The sequence below is a fragment of the Lysinibacillus sp. LK3 genome, from assembly GCF_001043675.1.
In the GTDB taxonomy this organism is placed as follows: Bacteria; Bacillota; Bacilli; order Bacillales_A; family Planococcaceae; genus Lysinibacillus; species Lysinibacillus capsici.
Map to the genome: position 1 here is coordinate 545,594 of NZ_LDUJ01000014.1, position 19,958 is coordinate 565,551.

General features: G+C 39.3%; 22 protein-coding genes. 17 read left to right on the plus strand and 5 right to left on the minus strand.

Annotated elements, in window-relative coordinates; genetic code table 11:
- The first annotated feature begins 6 nt into the window (after positions 1–6).
- The 4 genes from VK91_RS10630 (at position 7) to VK91_RS10645 (ending at position 2,606) form a co-directional block, all read left to right on the plus strand.
- Positions 7–702, plus strand: a complete 696-nt coding sequence (locus VK91_RS10630; RefSeq protein WP_048392500.1) for a DUF4274 domain-containing protein — start codon at positions 7–9, stop codon at positions 700–702.
- A gap of 17 nt (positions 703–719) precedes the next feature.
- The gene (locus VK91_RS10635) at positions 720–1,520 is read left to right on the plus strand and encodes a hypothetical protein (protein WP_048392502.1); all 801 of its coding nucleotides are present in this window, start codon (positions 720–722) and stop codon (positions 1,518–1,520) included.
- Positions 1,521–1,649: 129 nt separating this feature from the next.
- On the plus strand, positions 1,650–2,117 hold the full coding sequence (locus VK91_RS10640) for a DUF4259 domain-containing protein (RefSeq protein ID WP_048392504.1): 468 nt from the start codon (positions 1,650–1,652) through the stop codon (positions 2,115–2,117).
- Positions 2,118–2,138: 21 nt separating this feature from the next.
- Positions 2,139–2,606, plus strand: a complete 468-nt coding sequence (locus VK91_RS10645; RefSeq protein WP_048392507.1) for a hypothetical protein — start codon at positions 2,139–2,141, stop codon at positions 2,604–2,606.
- A gap of 61 nt (positions 2,607–2,667) precedes the next feature.
- Here the strand turns inward: VK91_RS10645 and VK91_RS10650 are convergent, their stop codons facing one another.
- Positions 2,668–3,702, minus strand: a complete 1,035-nt coding sequence (locus tag VK91_RS10650; RefSeq protein ID WP_048392508.1) for a YdcF family protein — start codon at positions 3,700–3,702, stop codon at positions 2,668–2,670.
- Positions 3,703–3,818: 116 nt separating this feature from the next.
- Positions 3,819–4,985: an immunity 26/phosphotriesterase HocA family protein gene (locus VK91_RS10655; RefSeq protein WP_048392510.1), complete on the minus strand. Its 1,167-nt coding sequence runs from the start codon at positions 4,983–4,985 to the stop codon at positions 3,819–3,821.
- A gap of 183 nt (positions 4,986–5,168) precedes the next feature.
- On the opposite strand from VK91_RS10655, the gene VK91_RS10660 reads away from it, so the two are divergent.
- From VK91_RS10660 to VK91_RS10675, 4 genes are all read left to right on the plus strand, one after another.
- The gene (locus VK91_RS10660) at positions 5,169–5,603 is read left to right on the plus strand and encodes a GNAT family N-acetyltransferase (RefSeq protein ID WP_048392511.1); all 435 of its coding nucleotides are present in this window, start codon (positions 5,169–5,171) and stop codon (positions 5,601–5,603) included.
- 12 nt (positions 5,604–5,615) lie between these two features.
- Positions 5,616–6,107 (plus strand): nucleoside 2-deoxyribosyltransferase, encoded by a 492-nt coding sequence (locus tag VK91_RS10665; RefSeq protein ID WP_048392513.1) that lies wholly within the window; start codon positions 5,616–5,618, stop codon positions 6,105–6,107.
- Positions 6,107–6,421 carry a YbjQ family protein gene (locus VK91_RS10670; RefSeq protein ID WP_004225046.1) on the plus strand — a complete coding sequence of 105 codons (315 nt, stop codon included), beginning with the start codon at positions 6,107–6,109 and terminating at the stop codon, positions 6,419–6,421. Before VK91_RS10665 ends, VK91_RS10670 begins: the two co-directional genes overlap by 1 nt.
- A gap of 395 nt (positions 6,422–6,816) precedes the next feature.
- Positions 6,817–7,737, plus strand: a complete 921-nt coding sequence (locus VK91_RS10675) for a YafY family protein (RefSeq protein ID WP_231595620.1) — start codon at positions 6,817–6,819, stop codon at positions 7,735–7,737.
- Between the two features lie 32 nt (positions 7,738–7,769).
- Here VK91_RS10675 and VK91_RS10680 read toward each other — a convergent pair whose 3' ends face one another.
- Positions 7,770–8,201 (minus strand): hypothetical protein, encoded by a 432-nt coding sequence (locus VK91_RS10680; RefSeq protein WP_048392515.1) that lies wholly within the window; start codon positions 8,199–8,201, stop codon positions 7,770–7,772.
- A gap of 93 nt (positions 8,202–8,294) precedes the next feature.
- On the opposite strand from VK91_RS10680, the gene VK91_RS10685 reads away from it, so the two are divergent.
- From VK91_RS10685 to VK91_RS10710, 6 genes are all read left to right on the plus strand, one after another.
- Complete coding sequence (locus tag VK91_RS10685; protein WP_048392516.1) at positions 8,295–9,983, plus strand: AAA family ATPase; 1,689 nt, start codon at positions 8,295–8,297, stop codon at positions 9,981–9,983.
- Between the two features lie 198 nt (positions 9,984–10,181).
- Complete coding sequence (locus VK91_RS10690) at positions 10,182–10,691, plus strand: TetR/AcrR family transcriptional regulator (protein ID WP_048392517.1); 510 nt, start codon at positions 10,182–10,184, stop codon at positions 10,689–10,691.
- Between the two features lie 90 nt (positions 10,692–10,781).
- Positions 10,782–11,201 carry a DUF3995 domain-containing protein gene (locus VK91_RS10695; RefSeq protein WP_048392518.1) on the plus strand — a complete coding sequence of 140 codons (420 nt, stop codon included), beginning with the start codon at positions 10,782–10,784 and terminating at the stop codon, positions 11,199–11,201.
- 44 nt (positions 11,202–11,245) lie between these two features.
- Positions 11,246–11,863 (plus strand): histidine phosphatase family protein, encoded by a 618-nt coding sequence (locus VK91_RS10700; protein ID WP_016993289.1) that lies wholly within the window; start codon positions 11,246–11,248, stop codon positions 11,861–11,863.
- 78 nt (positions 11,864–11,941) lie between these two features.
- A complete protein-coding gene (locus VK91_RS10705; protein WP_048392520.1) occupies positions 11,942–12,778 on the plus strand; it encodes a D-alanyl-D-alanine carboxypeptidase family protein in 837 nt (278 codons plus the stop codon).
- 528 nt (positions 12,779–13,306) lie between these two features.
- Positions 13,307–14,569, plus strand: coding sequence for a polysaccharide deacetylase family protein (locus VK91_RS10710; RefSeq protein ID WP_048392523.1), 1,263 nt, complete (start codon positions 13,307–13,309; stop codon positions 14,567–14,569).
- A 48-nt stretch (positions 14,570–14,617) separates the two neighbouring features.
- Here VK91_RS10710 and gltS read toward each other — a convergent pair whose 3' ends face one another.
- Complete coding sequence (gltS, locus tag VK91_RS10715; protein ID WP_048392524.1) at positions 14,618–15,802, minus strand: sodium/glutamate symporter; 1,185 nt, start codon at positions 15,800–15,802, stop codon at positions 14,618–14,620.
- Positions 15,799–16,764 carry a formimidoylglutamase gene (gene hutG / locus VK91_RS10720; protein ID WP_048392526.1) on the minus strand — a complete coding sequence of 322 codons (966 nt, stop codon included), beginning with the start codon at positions 16,762–16,764 and terminating at the stop codon, positions 15,799–15,801. Before hutG ends, gltS begins: the two co-directional genes overlap by 4 nt.
- A 140-nt stretch (positions 16,765–16,904) precedes the next feature.
- On the opposite strand from hutG, the gene VK91_RS10725 reads away from it, so the two are divergent.
- The 3 genes from VK91_RS10725 to VK91_RS10735 all read left to right on the plus strand — a co-directional run bounded on the left by VK91_RS10725 (position 16,905) and on the right by VK91_RS10735 (position 19,951).
- Entirely contained in the window at positions 16,905–17,792 is an 888-nt protein-coding gene (locus VK91_RS10725; RefSeq protein WP_048392528.1) for a LysR family transcriptional regulator, read from the plus strand.
- Positions 17,793–17,942: 150 nt separating this feature from the next.
- On the plus strand, positions 17,943–19,178 hold the full coding sequence (locus tag VK91_RS10730) for an acyl-CoA dehydrogenase family protein (RefSeq protein ID WP_048392529.1): 1,236 nt from the start codon (positions 17,943–17,945) through the stop codon (positions 19,176–19,178).
- Positions 19,175–19,951 (plus strand): SDR family oxidoreductase, encoded by a 777-nt coding sequence (locus VK91_RS10735; protein WP_048392531.1) that lies wholly within the window; start codon positions 19,175–19,177, stop codon positions 19,949–19,951. The genes VK91_RS10730 and VK91_RS10735 overlap by 4 nt, the downstream gene beginning before the upstream one ends.
- The last annotated feature ends 7 nt before the right edge of the window (positions 19,952–19,958 follow it).

Consider the following 19,958-nt stretch of genomic DNA (forward strand, 5'->3'; position numbering starts at 1 on the left):
AGACGAATGGAATGGACGGAAGTGAGTAAATCCAAGGATTTAGAGGTCGTTGGGGAGGCTATTAGTAAATTAGATGTAAATGAGCGAGATGCACGTGGGAGAACACCATTGATGCTTTTTATAACAAATCGAATGCCACATGAAGGAATCAAGCTTCTTTTGGCACAGCATATAGACTTGGAGGCACGAGATAAGCTTGGTGATACAGCACTGAAAAAAGCGGTAAAGTTTAAGCAGAAAAAAGTGATTTCTTTACTACTTGCAAAGGGTGTAAATTTATCTGAGCCAGAGGGGATTACCGCTACAGCTTGGTTTGCGGCAAGGGAGCATGCAAGAATCGCTGATTTATTGGTAGATACACCAGGTGCAATCCGTCTAACTTTGAATGCAGAAGAACAACAGCAAGTTGATGCCATTTTATATGAGGATTCTCTCAATACAATGTGCCAGCGCATAAGCAAGGTATCATCAGCTGTTATTTTACATGCCATTGTCAATAGCTATAACTGGGATGATGGCCCCGAGCCTATGCTCGCAGCATTAGCTAATCCAGTTTGTGCCCCTATTACCATGATAGACATGTTTGAGCTAATGGAAGGAGAATATTGGCTAGCACTAACAGAGGAAGAGATAGCGAGTTCCGATTGGAAGCGACCATGGAAAGAGATGGCACTAACCTTACAAGAAAAATTAAAGTGCTAGCTAGCGAGGAGAGAATAATGGACCAAAAAGCAAGGAAAATATTAATGCAAACCTATTGGCAATCTGGTGGATGGCGTTCAGGTGGTTATACCTATACAGAAGAAGATTTTCAATATGCTAAAAGTAAGGGCTTGATGTTTGATCGATTAACGATTTCCCATGATGAATGTGTACAAAGATTGCGACAGCTGCATGAGAAATTCTTAACAAAGGAGCTTGTGGTAAAGGCATTTTTGCATAGCTTATCGACGCGCAAAGTACATTTACGCAGTGCCTTATCGAGCTGGGCTCTTACGCATAATTTACCAATGCATACGTATGATGAACAACCTGTGGCATTGGTCTCCTATAGTGGCTGTGGCTACTGTAATGAGCGGAAAATCATGTCCAATGCTACGTATGTCAATGAAGATTTAAATGTGCTTAATTTTGAACGCATCAAGTGGGGAGGGGTTCGCCTCAATTGGCTCATCTATTGTTTACTAGACTTAGAATGCCTAGTGAAAGAACAAGAAGCATTGAATGTAAGTGAGGATGACGTAGCCATCTTAAAACAGATGGTAGCAGCAATAGAATCCTGTAACGACACAGATGCAGCTAGACAGCTTGAAAAGCGCTGGAAAGATGTTTTCAAGTCCAATCAACATGAACGAGATGTAGTCATGGAAATCTGGGGTTATGCGGGACTACTCGTATCAAAGGATGATTATCGCAAGGAGCGTGGACGTGGAACTGATTTTATGTCAATGGCGACTTGGAGAGGACAGGATGGCTATTCACAGGAAAAGATGAAGTTTTACTTTGCCTCCTACCTATAAAGCTGAGGATTATTGATATAGCAAAGGAATTTTAAGAGCGGCTACTATAATGAACAGCTGTCATGGTCATGCGTGCAGATTTTACTTTTACCAGAGCTTTACTAGAATAAATAAGAGAGGTGCAGTGAGATGGGGGCTTGGGGATACAAAGCATTGGAAAGTGATGAAGGTTTAGATGTAGTGGCGTTTTTGCGGGAGTTTATGGAACAGCATAAGGAATCCAATCAGCTAACATTATCGGATATTGTACAGGCTATGAAACAGCAAGGCTTTTTTGGTAAAACATTGGAGGATATAGATTTTTTCTACGATATAAGTGCCCTGGCTTTGGCAGAGCTTTATAGTCAATATCTGAATACGGGAACCATTCATGGTCAAGAAAGTAAGGATGAACAAATACAATGGGTTGTAGATGAAAGCTCTTTGACATTTATATTGCGGTATTTACAGGACATTAGAGATGAAGTACCTGATCAACATGGTAGTAGAGAGATTGTAGAATTATGGCAAGAGTCCAAGAGTTGGCCAGAATGGCAGACCAACTTAGCCTATCTTATTCAGACGGTGGAACAAGCGATTAACCGTTTGCCACAATAAAAATAGATGGAGTGATTGGAAATGACCTATGATTTTTGGATGATGGCTTCCATCATGGAGTTGGTTGAATATCCAGATGAGACAAGCGATGACTATATAGCACATCCAACTTTACAGACGATCATGGATGTGCTTGAAATCCAAGTACCGATAGCAGAGATTTACGAACGTTATTTTGGTCAATCCATTCATACAGGACATGTTTTAGTATTTTCGAATAAGCAGCAACCACATGTCTGTGTGGTACTTGATACTTATCGAGATCCGCTCGATCAGCTGGATTTAATTCAATTTGGCTGGAGAGTGAACACAAAAGATGTTCACCTAGTAAGACAGCTGACACGAAAACTATTTGATAATTGTGATGAGGGGATTCGCTATGAGGAAGGTCAATCCATTCTCTATCAGGTATTACAAGAACAACGCTATCCTCGAAAACTTTACTATGAGACATTATATGAACAACAGCTGAAGAAATTTTGGGTATGATAGCATCAAAAAGGATTCGTAACACTTTCTATAAAAAGTGTACGAATCCATTTCCTAGAACCTATACAAAGAAAAAGCTGAATAGAGATAGCGCAATCGAAATGATTACAATAGGTCCAATCATTTTCATATGTCGTTTTCGTGCCATTACAACAATCGCTACATATTCACGAATCATCGCATTTGGCCAATAATAAAAGGCTGTCTTAGAGCCAATGCCCTGACTATCTAAGCCCGCAAGTCTTGCATAAATACCCGCACGAAAAAGATGGAAATTATTCGTGGTGAAAATACTGTTATAGGCCTCACCCTGTTTCCGATCATCCATGAGCTGCTTAGAAAATAACATATTTTGATAGGTATTCACAGAGCGGTTCTCCTGGAGTGTATGCTCAATGGGAATGCCTTTTTCTATTGCATATCGTTGCATCGCTTCAGCTTCGGGTAGATTTTCATCAGGACCTTGTCCACCAGAGAAAATAATGGTAGGTGGAGTAGTCACTGCTGCTTGCTTATGATAGAAGTCAATTGCCTTTTGAATTCTACTAGCTAAAAGTGGAGGCACCTTATCATTAATTAATCCACTGCCTAGTACAATAATAAAATCTTGATTCAATCGAGGGCGATTGAATTGGTAGAGAAAATAAGCAGATAAAAAATTGGATAAATGGATAAAAAAATAAAACGTAATGAGTGAAATTCCACCAAAAATGGGCTGGAGGTGGACTGAAAACAAACTCGCTGGATTGATAATCGGTAATAGGATAAAAAGTAAAATGCCAATCGCCACAAGTAATGTTAAGGAATTGGCTAAACGTCTACCTTCTCGCTTCATTAATACTCTCGCATTTAAAAATAAACCAAACATTAAAGCCACAATACCAAAAGGAATTAAAATGAAAAGAGCAATCAGTGGAATAATGACAATAAGCCTTAAAAAGTAATGGTCAGATGCTAAAGATAGAATGACGCAGAATAGCAGAAATGAACAGACAAATAGATTAAATAATAGTCCGTTGATCATTTTTCTTGGGTCTTTAAAGTAAGAAATAAGAAAAACGATGAAAAGAATCAGTGGAATAATGCCAAAATACATACAAAATGCACCTCTAGTGATGGAAGTTGGTTAATGATATCTCTATATTATAAGTAATTATTGGATGAAATCAACCATCGATGAAAAAGTGGAGGGGGAGCATCTAGAAGCTCCCTCTATTTTTTTTGTGTACGATAATAGGTTTTATTGAGGTAATGAATATATTGGGTGCGGGTCAATCCACCCGTTTGGCGATTAAAGTCATCGTAGGAGATATCTTCTGGAAAACTAAATTCAGCGAGTGCCCGCTGACGATCTTCGCGGAAGTGTGGATGATCTAGCGACTCTGTTACAATTCCTTCCTCTTGCTTCAACCAATCACTGGAAACGCCTGCATAGACACCATGATTGGTAAAACGGCTAGCTGTTTGATAGGAGGTGGAAGGTGCAGGTTTACTAATTGTTCCTGTCCCCCAGGATAGACGATATCGAGGCTCTTTCCCATAGTTTAGTGTCACGCCATAGCCCATTGGAAAGACAATATCGGATTCTGTTAACATTTTATGGCCTATCTTTTCATAGCATCCTCGCATAAAATGGTCATCCATCACAATATGGGTTTGAGGGGCCAATGGAGCAGATATGATTTCCTCAAGAGAAGGCAGGCGCTCTGTCGTTGTCAACAAATAGGGACGTACAAACAATGGCATTGTCATTACATTATGCCAAATACTATCTTCTCCAAAAAGATGATCCTTTTGCATTTGACGTAAATCGCCAATGACAAGCACATAGCCATCTACAAATAAATCGATTTCTACACGAAAAATATCACCTGGCACAGTCTTATAGCGTAGACTTTTCATCTTGGTTAGCTTTTCTAGCTTGTCTGAGTAATCAGCAGGAAGCTGGGAGGGAAATTGCTCTAACCAATTCAAGAGAGCCGACTTAGTCGTTAAATGCTCAAAGCCTGTTAATGGTAGCTGGTAATATGTTTTAGTGTTACGAGCTGTGATATAGCTAGATGGATGGTTTTCATTACCTAGACCAGCAGAAAAAACAACGCCTGCAGCTTTCACAGCGGAGATATTGGTATAATTCAATTTCTTTTCTTTTCCACGCGCAGTTTGAGGGACAATGACTTCACGATTACGTGTTAAAATGTCGACATCCGCTTCTTGGTAGCTATGCTCATTCACGAAAATTCTTTTTTTAATGAGATCGCCTTCAAGGCAAATAAAATAATCCTCTCGAATCGGAATCGTTTCCCAATGTGCTTCTAAAGTATGTAGGCCGAAATAGGGGCGCAATGAATTCGTTAACCAACTAGTAAATGGTGTCAATCGAATTTCCTCCTAGCTATTGTTTTGTATTTTGGTCAAGTATACTGAATTTGGTGGGTGTCGAAAATAGCTTAGATGGAAAATAGTTACTTTTATGCAGTGATAATAATTGCTTTTGGAGCAGATGCCTACCTTTTTCTTCAGGCTATAGAACTGCTATAATGACAGACAGAGGTGATGAATATGCATATTGTGACGATTGAAGGCATACCCTATGCTTGGCTTGAACAATTACAAGAAATCCACGCTCACGTTTTTGATGGAGCAAATTTGCCACTCGAAAAGCTAGAAAAGAAAGAAGGCCTTCTTTGCATATTGGCAGTGGAAGGTGACACATTGATCGGCTTTAAACTAGGCTACCCACAACCAGATGATATTTTTTATAGTTGGTTGGGTGGCGTTCATGTAGCACATCGAGGTCAGGGAATTGCAAGTCAATTAATGAAACAACAGCATGAGCATATCAAGACTTTAGGCTTTCACAAAGTTCGTACATACGGAAGAAATACATTCAAAGCCATGCTCATTACCAACCTCAAGCATGGTTTCGATATATTATCAACATTTATTGATGAAAAAGGCAGACATAAAATTATATTTGAAAAAACAATTGATTAAGGAGTTTTATACATGAAAGCATATTTAGCAAATGGGTTATTTTCGTTAGGCGATCGTTTTGTAAATGAACAATTGGCAGCAGCTATTCGCGAGGCAGCACCAGGCATCGCATTATATGTACCTCAGGAGAATGAGACCATCAATGATAAATCTGCCTATGCAGATAGCTTAGCGATTGCCCAAGCAGATTTAGAGATGCTACAGGATAGCGATGTTCTGATAGCTGTATTAGATGGGGTGGAAATTGATTCAGGCGTTGCCGCAGAGATAGGTGCGTTTTCGATGCTGAATCGTCCCATTATTGGTGTGCTAACAGATGTTCGTCAGCAAGGGCGGGACAATATGCAAAAAATAGAGGCACTGATCCGAGATGGGCTAGAGAATCAGTTTGTTTATCGTAATTTATTTGTTGTGGGGTTAATTAAACGCAATGGCGTGATTACATCTTCTATTGAAGAGGCTGTGAAAGCCATACAAAAACTACAGAACGGGGAGGCATCATGATGCTATTAGCTACATCAGACATGGTGGCAGGAAAAGATATCATGGAAACATTAGGGCTAGTGAAAGGGAATTCTGTTCAATCTAGAAATATTGGTCGTGACATGATAGCAGGTCTTCGCAATATTGTCGGTGGAGAAATGAAGGAGTATGCGGAGATGCTTGTGCGCTCTCGTGAAATTGCCACAGAGGCAATGGTAGAGGAAGCCAAACAATTAGGTGCAGATGCAGTTGTAGGCGTTCGTTATGCTACTTCATCTGTCATGGATGGTACATCCGAAGTATTGGTATATGGAACAGCTGTAAAATTCAAATAAAAGAGTACAAGGACTTTCATTCAATGGAAGTCCTTTTTCAATGGTTAAAAAGTGACACATTCATCTAAAATGCTGTAAAATTTTAGTTAATTATGTCAAAAATACAGTCTATTGTGCTGCTTGAATGGTGATTTATTATAGGATGCGTATAGTACAAATTATACCAATAAAGTAGAAGTTTTATCTTGATTCAGTTTATAGATAATGAGATGAATGCACAAATGGAGTAGGTGTCAAAACACCAACTGAATCAAGATAAAAGCCCAAGCGGAGGTCACAGATTTTGAAGAGGAGCTTTTTGAGCAACTCGCAAAAAATCTGGACGCAATCAGTAGAAGGGCTATTTATGGCCAATATACTGCAAGCTGGGCATGATAGAAGAAAGAGTGGGATATATGGTAGATTCACAACAAGGCAAAGGCTATCGCGTACTATCGATGTTTGATCGATTGATGGATGGCCAAGGAATCAACAAGAAGCAAGAAGCATTGACACATCAGGTTGGTGAAAAAACCATACAACGGGATATCGATGAAATTCGTACGTATCTGGAAAAGGCTAAGCTAGATTACCATTTACAATATGTACGTACAGAAAAAGTGTATAAATTAATGCATACAAAAAACAATCGTTTATCTAAAGAACAGGTACTAGTCATCGTTAAAATACTGATTGCCTCAAAAGCTCTCGTAAAATCGGATATCGGTGAGATCGTTAATCAACTTCTCTCACGTGTAGCAGACGATCAACTGTTATTAAATGAAAAAATTGTATATGAAGATATCCATCAAAACAAGTCATTATTGTCCTTGATATGGGGAATTTCAACAGCCATACAAAAGAGAAAGGTCATTACAATTGATTATTTACAGGAGGGTGAAGCGATTCCAACTACAAAAATTTTAAAGCCGCTCGCTGTTATCTTTTCAACACATTATTTTTATTTAATAGGAGATAATCAAGAAACCCCAACTGTTTACAGAATGGATAGTATTCAGCATTTTCGTGAAATGACTATCCATTTTGAATTTCCATCTGTACATCCATTACAAGTAGAGGACACTAATGACCTTACTCATATCCGTCTTCTCTATAAAGGCCGTTCTCCTCAAATAGTCTACAGTCGTTTCCCAACAGCCCACCTAGTTTCACAAAACAATCATGAATATGTTTTTGAGGCAGAAGTGTTAGAATATGGCGTGAAAGAGTGGTTGTTAAGTCAAGGAGCCGATATGGAGGTATTAGAGCCAATTGAACTGAGAGAAGAGATCATTGAGACCTTACAAGCTATGCAGCAAAATTATCGTTACATATAAAAACCCGTGCGTACATGCACGGGTTTTTACGCTTACTGAAACAATTGTTTGATAAATGTCGTATCGATATCCTTAGTGAGCTTATAATCTTTCATGTAATTTTCCTCATATAAATACACGAATAAATGCTGGTCATCATCTAAACGCAAGCCAATTTCTCTGTTGTCATTAATTGAGAGTGTTAGCCAGTATGCTTCATGAGAATCAGAATTCGAAAACCACACCTTTTTTAAAGGTAGGTCCTTGAATGGCTGCATAATTTGATTGATTTCTGCTGCGTCAGTAATCGTTACTGTTTTTTCATCTGAGGAACGAATAATTTCAATCTCATGAATTTCCTCCATTTCGAGACGTTCTGTTACCTCTGTTGTAAAATCAGTGTCTCGTGTTAACAGCATTGTCGAGATATACAGAATAAGTAGTGGTAGTAAAATGCCTAGAAGTAGTTTGTATCTTTTTTTCATGCTTGTCTCCTTAAATTCTAAAAATTCACACATATGTATTCTTTTCCACGCTATAATTGAGCATATACTGAAATGATGAAGGAAGGCAATTAAATGACACATAATCATGAAGAAAAAGAACTATTTTACCCAAGTGGAATCATCATGTATCGAGGTGGCGTCAAGAAGAATGATTTCGGTCACGATATTTATGACGGCAAAGGCACGCTATTTGATCAAGAGGGAGAATTATTATTCGAGGGTGAATTCGTCAATCATATGAAGCAAGGCAATGGCATTATGTATTTGAAAGGACAACTCATTTATCAGGGTGAATTCATACAAAATAAAAAACAGGGTCATGGCATTTTATATAAGGATGGTCATATCCATTATGAAGGTCATTTTCGCAATGATTTAATGGATGGCTATGGTGTTTTATATTATGAAGAAGAAGTAATTAGCCCTTATCAAACACTACGCGCACAGTATCCACATTTAAATCAACCGCAGTATGAGGGTGACTTTGTCCATGGCATGAAAAAGGGAAAAGGCAAGCAATACTATCCAAATGGATTTTTACAATATGAGGGCGATTTTATTTGGCATCATATGCAAGGGGCTGGGAAGCTATATTATCCTACGGAATCACCAACAGCTGAGGAGCTTGCACGTGGTGTAACTAATCTCCACTATGAAGGTCATTTCTTTGAGGACCTAAAGCATGGTAAAGGCAAAGTATATTCTAGGGATGGAATTTTAGAAGCGGAAGGGCAATTTAAAGAGGATATGATGACAGGGCAAGGAACGCTCTATTATGCCAATGGGCAAGCTTCCTATATTGGTGACCTCGTTCAAGGCAAAAAACATGGACGAGGCGATTATTATAATGAAGAAGGCAAAATTATCTATAGTGGTGAATTTATTAACGATGAGCGGTTACGCATTACACCTGAAGTCGAGCAAGAGATTGCCAAGCTACAAAAACAATTAGATAGTCTTGTAGGTCTTCCGAATGCAAAGAAGGAATTACATAATTTAATAAACTTTATTAAAATTCAAAGTCTGCGTGTGGATCATGGTTTAACAAGCTTTCCTATTACGTATCATCTTGTCTTCTCGGGCAATCCAGGCACAGGTAAAACAACAGTGGCCCGCATTATTGGCCAAATCTACAAGCATCTTGGCGTCCTTTCAAGTGGGCATTTTGTGGAAACAGATCGTGCAGGTTTAGTCGCTGGCTATGTTGGACAAACAGCGTTAAAGGTTCAGGAAGTCGTTAACAAAGCAAAGGGCGGGGTACTTTTTATTGATGAAGCCTATTCATTAATAAATGATAAACAGGATGCATTTGGGAAGGAAGCTATTGATAGTTTATTAAAGGCAATGGAGGATCTACGTGATGACTTGGTAATTATTGTTGCGGGCTATACAGAGCTAATAGAAGATTTTTTACAATCTAATCCAGGCTTTAAATCTCGCTTTAATCATTTTGTACAATTTGATAATTTTAGCACGGATGAACTCTATGATATTTTTGCGATGCTTTGTCAAACGAACGATTATCAATTTGGCGAAGCATTTGCCCAACATATGAAAACACAGCTACGTCATATGTCAATTGAAACCATCCCTAATTTCTCGAATGGTCGTTATATTCGAAACTTGTTTGAGAAACTAGTGACGATCCAATCAAACCGATTGATTCAACAGGCAACAATCTCGAGAGAAGAACTCATGACATTTGAGGAGCAGGATATTTTACAGGGCATTGCAGAAAAGTTGTTTGACAATACTTTTTAAGACAAGGAGTAAATTCATGAAAAAGCTATTAGTGTTTATTTTAGTGTGTGCATGTATTTTACCACGACTAGTAACAGTTCATGTTACAGTGAATAATCATATTAATGTACGCCATAAAAACGATAAAAGTTGATGAGTGATGTATAAAGTGGTAATATAAGACAAAACATACGCTAACGTATTTTTTGGAGGGCAATTATGCAAGTAACGAAAGAGGATTGGATTAGAGCGGGTCTAGAGCAATTAGCAGAAGCGGGGATTCATAAAGTACGTATTGAAGCACTTGCTCGATCATTAAACATTAGTAAAGGTAGCTTTTATCATTATTTTCCTGATCGTCAACAACTATTAGATGCCATGCTAGACTATTGGGAAAACCACGCAACAAAGGCCATTATTCAAAATATGGCGCAAGTTGATGCTACTTTAGAGCAGCTTTTACGGATAAGTTTTCACAAAAATAAAAAGATGGAGATAGGCATTTATGCTTGGGCCAAATATGATTCAGATGTCGCAAAGCGTATCGTTCAAATAGAGGAGCAGCGAATAGCCTGTGTGGCGACACTCTATCAAAAAAGTGGTATCAGCATAGACGAATCCACTGATCGTGCAAGATTAGCTTATTTAACCTATATAGGCTGGATGACACGATTTGAAGCCAATCCTCATTTCGATCTCGAAAAAATGATTAAGCTGTTAATACAGTAAGAAGGTCTCTCGGAGCTAACATGGGCTTTGAGGGACTATATTTAACGCCAGAACATACGGTAGCGTATGTAAATGAAGAGGAGGTAGAACATGTTTATTTTATCAATTGTCGCAGTGGGACTATTAGGGCTCATTAGTATCCTACATATTTATTGGGCCTTTGGTGGTCGATGGGGTACAGAAGCTGTTATTCCTATGAAAGAAGGCAGCCAACAAGCTGTTTTTACGCCGAGAAAATGTGGAACGCTCTTTGTTGCAATGCTGTTGATGCTAGCAAGTGGTATCATCCTTGTTCAAGGAGGCTTCATGCCATTTTTTCAAGCCTCTATTTTTTCAAAAGTAGGAAGTATCGTTTGTGCGCTAGTATTTTTGCTACGAGCAATTGGTGATTTTAAGTATGTTGGTATTTTTAAAACGATTAAGCATTCCACATTTGCTCAAAATGATTCAAAATGGTATAGTCCTTTATGCTTGTTTCTTAGCTTTGTTTATGTGCTGGTGTTAGTTTAACAGCAATTTTACTTTAATAAGGGGAGCAGAATGGGGGATATAAAATGGAGCAAATGATCTACTTACTTCGCCATGGTGAGACAAATTATAATACACAAGGGAGATATCAAGGACAGCTTGATTCACCACTCACTGAGCGTGGTCGGGAGCAGGTTCAGCAAAATGCACGCATGCTGAAATCACTCATTGGCGATGCAGATGAATGGACCATCCTATCAAGTCCAATGGGAAGAGCCATGCAAAGCACAGCCATACTTTGTGAAACACTGGGCTATGACAGCAACAAGGTGAGGCAGGATCCACGTTTAACAGAGGTTGCTGTGGGACAATGGGCTGGATTAACCATGGCGGAAATACAGCAACAATGGCCTGCCTTGTTAACGAACACAGATGCCTTCAATTGGTATTTTCGTGCACCAGATGGGGAAACCTATGAAGCTGTTGTAAGCAGATTAACTGCTTTGCTTGAAACGATTCAACCACTTTCAAAAGTGATTATTGTCTCGCATGGCTTAACTGGTCGTATTTTACGCGGCGTCTATGCAAGTCTAAGCAAAGAAGAGACGCTCAAGTTAGAGGTTTCTCAAGATGTAATGTTCAAATTAAAAAATAAAGAGATTACAAGAATTAGTTCAAATTTCGATGATGATTTTTACCTGTGAAAATATTTGAGCGCATCCCATTTTTCTCAAGGAATATTCAGAAATGCCGCCTCTTATAATGTGTAGGAGGCGTTTTTTATGAAAAAGTGGATGTTAGTAGGCTGTATTTGTATCATGGTTTTCTTATTTTATTATACAAGCAAAACATATGAATTCACGCATCTAGAACTGCCATCATTACATAGTCAAAATGCTTTGTTACTCAATGAACAGGGCGATGTATTATACGAAAAAAATGCGGATGCTATTATTTATCCTGCATCTTTAACAAAGATCATGACAGCCATCGTTGCCATAGAGATGACAGATAATTTACAAACACAAACCATTGTAGAGCCCCAAACGATTGCGAACTATACGGCACAAAATGCTTCGATGGCAGGCTTTCAAGCAGGAGATTTTGTCACGATGGAGGATTTATTGTATGGTACACTCCTTGCCTCAGGTGCCGATGCAACAGGAACACTTGCAGATGCTGTCGCTGGCAGTGAGGACAAATTTGTCACGTTGATGAATAACAAGGCGCAAGAATTAGGCATGCATGACACACATTTTGTTAATACCAGTGGCCTACATGATGAGGCACATGTATCCACCGTGCGGGATATCAGCAAGCTTCTGCGATATGCATTAGAAAATCCTACCTTTTATCAAATATTTACCTCAAAAAACTACACAACCTATGTTCCCAATCAATTAATCATCACAAACTCATTATTTACAAAATTACCGGGTCTAGACAGTCCGATAATAGGTGGAAAAACAGGCTATACCCCAGAAGCAGGACTGTGTCTGGCGACCATAATCGAGAAAGAAGGGAAATCTTTTTTATTCATTACAACCAATGCTCCTAGCTATATATGGAACCCACCCCCACATATTGAAGATGCCCTAACGGCCTTCGAAGCTTTATAGCAGGAAAAATAATGAAAAAACCTCAACTTTTTCATGGTTCCTAACGTCTTAATAGAAAGGGGGATTATATAGCTGAGGTTCGGTGGTGGATAACCGGCTTTTTATAGGAACCATCAAATACGGGGAGAGCTGCTGCTAAAAGTGAGGGAGCAGTTCGAAAAGAGAGGGGAGCCATCTCCAAAAGGTGGCGAACCTGCTCAAAGAGGTGAGAGCCCTCTCCCAGTAAGGAGAAGGTCACTCACCTAAGTCCGTAGGCCATTTAGCAGCATGAGAAAAAGGAGCTAACAAAAAATCTACAAAATAAGCCACCATCATTTAATTATCATAACCTATGCATAGTTTCTCAGTAAAAAGGGAAGGAGGAATGTATAAGTATTTACTAAAATATGAATTTTAGCAGCATCGTAAAAGGGAATCTAGTTGATTATTACTATTTTATGGCAGGGTTGTTTACTCTATAATAAAAGTTAAATCTTAGCAATTTTTTAGCAAACAGACATGGAAGACATCTAAGGGCGGTGTAGAACAATGAAAAAATTTTTACCCTTTGCCATCGTTTTGACGTTTATGATGTGCATCTTGGCAGGGCAACTTTCAGTAAATGCTGAAGGGTCAGTGGTGATTCACAAGGTAGTCAAAGATACGGTTATTTTTGAAGAAGCTTCTACGAATAGTGCGGAGATCGGGGAACTTTCGAAAGGTAGCTTTGTTTCAGTAACAAAAGTAAGTAAAGGTTGGACACATATTCAAACGCCAGAGCAGGAGGGCTATGTCACATCTGATGCTTTAGTCAAGTTGAAGTCTGAGGGATACCTAGTGATTCAAAAGGGTGGTACAACATTATTTACAGCCCCAAGTCAACATGCCCAGCATGTAGGACAGCTCTATGAAGGACGAATAATTTATGTATATGGCACAGCACCTGGTGGTTGGTCTTTCGTTCAATATGGCGAGGAGATAGGATATGTAGCGACAAACGCATTAAAAAAACCAGCTCCAACGAAGAAAAAAATTAATGCTGTTGCTGGTGCTGAATTACGTTTAACAGCTAGTCCAGACGGAGAAGTTCTTGGTACACTTCCCAATAAAACAACTGTCCAGTATTACATAACACTTGCTGGTTGGGCTTATGTAGAAGCAGGCGACCAAAAAGGGTATGTCAAAGCTTCTGAGCTAGCCGATATTCAGTTAATAGATAATAAAGTTTATAATAAAGGTGTGCCAGTAGCGAAAGGCGCAAAAAAACGGGTAGCCTTAACATTTGATGATGGGCCAGATGCTAAGGTGACACCACAAATTTTGGCAACGTTAAAGAAATACGATGCCAAGGCTACATTCTTTATGGTAGGTAAAAATGTGTCAAGAAATGCTGCAATCGTTAAACAAGTCTATGAAGCAGGGCATGAAATCGGAAACCATACCTTGAGCCATAAAAAATTAACGACCTTATCAATAGCAGGCGTTAAACAAGAAGTCAATGGCACAAGTAATGCTATTTATGCAGCCATCGGGCAGTATCCAACTGTTTTCCGCCCACCCTATGGGGCGACCAATGACCAAGTACGTTCTGTCATGACAATCCCCTCGATTTTGTGGTCGATTGATACACTGGATTGGAAACATCACAATCCAGATAAAATTTTAGCGTATGTCAAAGCCTCTGTAAAAGATGGGAGTATTATTCTAATGCACGATATCCATCAAACGACAGCAAATGGTTTAGAAAATGTTATTCTTTATTTACAAAAACAAGGCTATGAATTTGTTACAGTAAGTGAGATATTACAATAATAGAAAAGCTTTGCAATCGTCTACTCAGAACGAATGCAAAGCTCTTTTTTATTTAAATAAATTGATAGTCGTAATAATAATAGGAATCCCAAATACGTCAATTAAAAATGCGCCGACAATCGGTACGACAAGAAAGGCTTTTTTAGAAGGACCGAAGCGTTGCACAACGGCTGACATATTAGCCATGGCATTTGGTGTTGCGCCTAGACCATGTCCTGCAAAACCTGCTACCATAACAGCAGCATCGTAGTTTTTGCCAAGTAATTTAAATAACACAAAAATACTAAATACAACAATAAAGAATACTTGCGCAAAAACAATGATGAATAATGGTAGTGCCAAATCAGCAATTTCCCATAATTTAATACTCATGAGAGCCATGGAAAGGAATACACCTAATGTGACATCTCCAATTAATGAGATGCTTTTCATATTAATGGCTTCAGGTTTGAATTTATCCATAATATTGCGCACTAATACAGCCACAAACATTGCTCCTACATAGCCAGGTAGAACGAAACCTGTTGCTTCTGAGAATAGTGTGCCGACGTACGTACCAACAGCCATACAGAAAGTAATTAATAAGACTTGTGTAAAGAACGAATCCGATGTAATTTGCTCATGTTTATTTTCATATTCGACTTCTTCCGATTCTTGTTCATCTGGTGTTAAATTATATTTACCTACTAAATATTTGACAATTGGACCACCAATTAAGCCACCAGCAACTAGACCACATGTTGCGGCAGCAGCACCAATTGTCATAGCTGAAGAAATCCCTAAATCTTCTAAGGTTTGGCCAAATGCAGCTGCAGCGCCATGACCACCCTCCATAGAAACGGCCCCCGCCATCATACCGATTAAAGGATGGATCCCCATAAGTGAGGCCAGAGATACCCCAATGACATTTTGCATTAACGCTAGGAAGCCACATGCTAGCCAGTAGATAATCAGTAATTTACCACCGAGCTTTACAAGTTTAAAGCTTGCACCTAAGCCAATTGTCGTAAAGAAAGTAATCATAAATAAGCTTTGTAAAGAAGTATCAAGTGATATTTCTAAAATACCCGTTGTTTTTAAGATAGTGGCAAGAGCAGCGAACAATAAACCACCAACCACTGGTGCTGGGATACAGAAACGCTTTAAAAAGCCTATTTTATTGATAAGAAAGCTTCCTAATGCAAAGAGTGCAACAGCTAGGAATACCGTTGTAATTTGATTAATTTCGATCATGAACCTTGCCCCCTAAGTAAGTTGTTCAGTGCCTCATATACAAAATAGGCACCTAATTTCACTGTACGTCCGTTTTCATCTAATAACGGATTGACCTCACATATATCAAATGAATGGGTGTGAGGGTGTGAAGTGACTTGTTGCAAAATTGAGCGCACAGTCGATGGGTCAAGCCCAAACGGTGATGGAGCACTTACACCTGGAGCAAATGCTGCATTCAATACATCCATACATAATGTTAAAAGAATATAATCATGCTTATCCATAAAATGTTGTAATGCATCCGTTAATTGTTGTTGGTAGGCTACCGTTATTTGATCCTCATAAACATACTTCACGTTTAATTCGTCAGCTTTTTCGAAAAGTTCTCTTGTATTGCCGTAGCGTTGAATACCAACAACAAAATAGTCAGCGTGTGGATCCTGCTCTAAAATTTGACGGAACATCGTACCTGACGAAGGTTGTTCATCATATGATCGTAAATCAAAGTGAGCATCTATATTGATGATGCCGATTTTAGCTTCCTTTGGTAGAGCAGAACGAACGCCTAAATAATGGCCATACAGCGTTTCATGCCCGCCACCTAGCACCACACATGATATGTTTTTTTGTAGTACTGTTGCAACGACTTCACCAAGCTCACGTTGCGCCTCCTCTAAAGCATGGTTTAGACAAACGATATTGCCAACATCAATAATTTGCTGATCGTCCTCAAATGTCCACGGTAAACTGGCTAAGCCTTCTCGTAGGGCGTTTGGACCATTTGCTGCCCCTACACGGCCTTGATTTCGACGTACCCCTTCATCGCAGATAAAGCCAACGAGAGCAGCACTTTTCTTATCTGAAGCGCTTACATCATTAATCGCAACTCTTTTTACTTGTTGATGTAAACGAAAGCTGCTTGTATTTGTCGTTGAATCTATTCGGCCTTTCCATTGTTTTTGATCTGTCATTGTGTACATAAACTTATCAACCCCATTGTGAATATTATTGTAGAAAAAGTATTGTTGTAATTCATTATATATTCACATAATTATAATTACTAATATATAATTAATATTAATCTATAGCTTTTAACTATAAATCTGGGAGGTATCTATAGGTGGACATTAAACAACTACACTATTTTATCGCTGTTTCAGAACAGATGAATTTCTCAAAAGCCGCAGAAAGACTGCATATTTCGCAGCCTTCCTTAAGTAATGCGATCAAAAAATTAGAACAAGAGATTGGCTCCCCTTTATTAGAGAGAAATACTAGAAATCTGCAATTAACAGAAGCTGGAGAGTTACTTTTTGAACGAGCAAAAGTTATTGTAAAAAATATGGAAGTGCTAAAAATCGAAATGGATGAAGTGATTGTTCATGGCACGAGGGACATTACCATTGGTGTCATGGAATCTATTAAGCATTGGCTGCCAAAGGTAATCGCCAACTATAAAAAAGACTATCCTCACATGAAAATTCACTTAGTCGATATTTTAGGTAGTAAGCGGGTGAAAAAATCCTTGAAAAGCTATAAAACTCATTTAATCATCACCAATCAGCTAATGGATGATCCAGAGTTGGAAGTTCAAACTTTATATGAAGAACGGTTGGTCGCAGTATTACCTTTACATCATCCGTTAGCTCAAAAGGATACTTTAACCATCTCAGATATTTGTGAAGAACCATTTATTATTAGTACCGAGGGCTTTCAAACAAGACGAGATATCTTAACGTCATTTGAACAGGCTGGTAAAAACATTAATATTCAATTTGAAATTGAGCGTTTTGAAACCGCTGTATCGCTTGTACGAGAACATTTAGGAGTGACCATATTACCTGAAAATTACTTGCAAGGACCGACTGCCAAAACAATTGTAAAAAAAGAAATAGAGGGTCTGAATTTAAGTCGCAATGTCTATCTAGTGTACTTAAAAAACCGTCATTTACCATTAGCCATCCGACAATTACTGAAGGATATAGTACAGTTTTTTGAAAATAAATGATGTAAGTCCATAGTAATGAATTCTCGCTTTTGTTAGAAAATTCAAAAATAGAACATTGCTTTACTAGAAAAATAGCGGTAACATTTATTGTAAGAATGAAAATGAACATTCATTCATTTTGCGAAGTTCAAGCAAAGGGGGTATCTTCTAATGAATTTTTCCTATAGTGAAAAAGTTGAGAAGTTACAGGACAAGCTGAAGAATTTTATGGCGCAATACATTTATCCAAATGAGGCCGTTTATGCTGCACAGGTTGAGGCAATGGAGGATCGTTGGGGAGCGATTCCACCGATTATGGAGGAGCTGAAACAGAAGGCACAACAGGCAGGTTTGTGGAATTTATTTTTACCAGATAGTGAATATGGGGCAGGTTTAACCAACTTAGAATACGCACCTTTATGTGAAATCATGGGCCGCTCACTTCTTGCCCCCGAAGTGTTTAACTGTAATGCACCTGACACAGGCAATATGGAAGTACTTGTACGCTATGGATCGGCACTGCAAAAAAAACAGTGGCTAGAACCATTATTACGAGGTGAAATACGGTCCTGCTTTGCGATGACGGAGCCAGCCGTTGCATCCAGTGATGCTACAAATATTGAGGCAAGCATTGAACGCGATGGAGATGAATACATTTTAAATGGCCATAAATGGTGGACAACTGGTGCTGGGGATCCTCGCTGTAGGGTGGCTATTTTTATGGGCAAGCATAAAGATTCAACGGCTCCTATCCATGAGCAGCAGTCTATGATTCTTGTACCGATGGATACACCAGGAGTAAAAGTGGAGCGTATGCTAACGGCTTTTGGCTACGACCATGCGCCAGAAGGACATGGTGAGGTTACATTTACCAATGTGCGTGTACCGGTGGAAAATATTTTATGGGGTGAAGGTAAAGGCTTTGCCATTGCGCAAGGCAGACTAGGACCAGGTAGAATTCATCATTGTATGCGTCTTATTGGTGCCGCAGAGCGTGCATTAGAGGAAATGTGTGTGCGTGTACAAGCGCGACAGGCATTTCATCGATCACTAGCAGATCAAGGGGTAATGCGGGAGCGCATTGCAGAATCTCGGATGGATATTGAGCAAGCAAGACTTTTAACATTGAAGGCTGCTTATATGATGGACACAGTAGGCAACAAAGAGGCAAAAGCTGAAATTGCTATGATTAAGGTAGTTGCTCCAAATATGGCACTCAGAGTCATTGATCGAGCTATCCAAGCATTTGGTGCTGCTGGGGTAGGTCCCGATACTACGCTTGCTGCACAATGGGCTAATTCTCGTACATTACGTTTAGCGGATGGACCAGATGAGGTGCATCGTAATACCATTGCTAAACTAGAATTAAAAAAGCATGCCAACAAACAAGAGGAGCTGGTGAAATGACGGTCCTAGAGTTATTTAGCTTAAAAGGTAAAACAGCGATTGTGACAGGTGGAGGACGTGGACTCGGTGCGCAAATTGCTCAAGGATTTGCAGAGGCTGGAGCCAATGTGGTCTTATGCTCACGAAAGGTGGAGGCATGTGAGGAGGTTGCCGCAGGACTCGAAAAGCTTGGTGTTCAAGCATTAGCTCTAGCCTGTGATGTCACAAAGCCTGAGGATATTGCCAATGTGGTAGCCCAAACGATTACAACATTTGGTAGAATTGATATTTTAGTCAATAACAGTGGCGCATCATGGGGAACACCTGCCATTGATATGCCCTACGAAGCCTGGCAAAAAGTATTTGATGTCAATGTCAACGGGACATTTTTATTCAGCCAAGCCGTTGGCAAAATTATGCTAGAGCAGAAAAGCGGCAAAATCATTAATATTGCTTCTATTGCTGGACTAGGTGGAACGCTACCAGCCTTTATGGATACGATTGCCTATAACGCGAGTAAAGGGGCTGTCATTACTTTAACGAAGGATTTAGCCGTCAAATGGGGGCCACATGGAGTCAATGTCAACGCTATTGCACCAGGTTTTTTCCCTACGAAAATGTCCAATGTCTTAATCGAACGTGGACAAGACTATTTGATGGGTGTTACACCGTTGAAACGCTTAGGCTCCGAAAATGATTTGAAGGGCGTAGCTTTATTTTTAGCAGCACCAGCTTCGGACTATGTAACTGGGGATGTCATTGTAGTAGATGGGGGCATGAGCTCCATTATTTAAGGAGGGA